The sequence below is a fragment of the Photobacterium sp. 53610 genome, assembly GCF_036409375.1.
GTDB lineage: Bacteria > Pseudomonadota > Gammaproteobacteria > Enterobacterales > Vibrionaceae > Photobacterium.
In genome coordinates this window covers 1-1,910 of the sequence record NZ_JAXOFS010000031.1, presented here as the reverse complement: position 1 = coordinate 1,910, position 1,910 = coordinate 1, and the positions used below count along the sequence as shown (strand labels likewise).

At 56.4% G+C, this 1,910-nt stretch carries 1 protein-coding gene; it reads right to left on the bottom strand.

Going from position 1 to position 1,910, the window contains the following annotated elements:
- A partial coding sequence (tkt, locus tag SPK40_RS22915; RefSeq protein WP_330962014.1) for a transketolase occupies positions 1-1,910 on the bottom strand: 1,910 nt, incomplete at both ends.

Here is a 1,910-nt window from a genome sequence, read left to right as displayed (position 1 = left end):
AAGCCGAACAGTTTGAACAGCTCGCCAGCCGGTGCAGATTCACCGAAGCTGGTCATGCCGATGATGCGACCGTCAAAGCCAACGTACTTGTACCAGAAGTCGGCAATACCGGCTTCAATGGCGATACGGGCAGTCACGTCAGATGGCAGCACAGATTCACGGTAAGCCGCATCTTGCTTGTCGAATGCGTCGGTAGACGGCATTGAAACAACACGAACCAGCTTGCCTTCTGCACTCAGTTCAGCCGCTGCGTTCACAGCCAGCTCAACTTCAGAACCGGTGGCAATCAGGATCAGCTCAGGTTTGCCTGCGCAGTCTTTCAGGATGTAACCACCTTTTGCGATATCAGCAACCTGCTGTTCGCTGCGCTCTTGCTGAGCCAGGTTCTGACGCGAGAAGATCAGCGCGGTTGGTGCATCTTTGCGCTCAATCGCCAGTTTCCACGCCATTGCTGATTCAACCTGGTCACACGGACGCCAGGTGCTCATGTTTGGCGTCAGGCGCAGAGAAGCCATCTGCTCAACCGGCTGGTGCGTCGGGCCGTCTTCACCCAGACCAATGGAGTCGTGGGTGTATACCTGAATGTTCTGAACTTTCATCAGGGCAGCCATACGCATCGCGTTACGGGCATATTCCATGAACATCAGGAAGGTTGCGCCGTAAGGGACGAAACCACCGTGCAGTGCGATACCGTTGATAATCGCCGTCATCCCGAACTCACGCACACCGTAGTGGATGTAGTTACCAGATGCGTCATCAGCCGTCAGCGACTTCGAGCCAGACCACATGGTCAGGTTCGAAGGTGCCAGGTCCGCAGAACCACCCATGAACTCAGGCAGGATCTGACCGAAGGCTTCCAGCGCATTCTGAGAAGCTTTACGGGAGGCGATGTTCGCCGGGTTGGCTTGCAGATCAGCAATGATCTTGCTTGCTTCTGCTTCCCATTGTGCTGGCAGTTCGCCGTTTACACGACGTTTGAATTCTGCAGCCAGTTCTGGGTAAGCGGCTTCATAAGCAGCCAGTTTTTCATTCCATGCTGCTTCTTTCGCTTCGCCCGCTGCTTTGGCATCCCACTCTGCGTAAACATCGGCAGGGATTTCGAACGGACCGTGCTGCCAGCCCAGGAATTCACGGGCTGCTGCGATTTCGTCGTGACCCAGCGGGGCACCGTGACAGTCGTGAGAACCGGCTTTGTTTGGAGAACCGAAACCGATGATAGTTTTGGTACAGATCAGCGTTGGACGAGGGTCTGCTTTCGCTGCTTCAATCGCTGCGTTGATTGCTGCAGCATCGTGGCCGTCAACCGCAGGGATCACGTGCCAGCCGTAAGCTTCAAAGCGTTTTGGCGTGTCGTCAGAGAACCAGCCTTCCACGTGACCGTCGATAGAGATGCCGTTGTCATCCCAGAACGCGATCAGTTTGCCCAGACCCAGGGTACCGGCCAGAGAACAAGCTTCGTGAGAAATCCCTTCCATCAGACAGCCGTCGCCCAGGAACGCATAGGTGTAGTGGTCAACGATGTCGTGGCCGTCGCGGTTAAATTGAGCTGCCAGAGACTTCTCAGCAATCGCCATACCCACAGCATTGGTGATGCCCTGACCCAGCGGGCCGGTGGTGGTTTCGATACCCGGCGCGTAACCGTACTCCGGGTGACCCGGTGTTTTTGAATGCAGCTGACGGAAGTTTTTCAGGTCGTCAATGGACAGCGCGTAACCGCTCAGGTGCAGCAGGGAGTAAATCAGCATGGAGCCGTGGCCGTTGGACAGCACGAAGCGGTCGCGGTCAGCCCAGTTCGGGTTTTGCGGGTTGTGGTTCAGGTGGTCACGCCACAGAACTTCGGCGATATCCGCCATACCCATCGGTGCGCCCGGGTGACCGGAGTTCGCCTGTTGTACACCGTCCATGCTCAG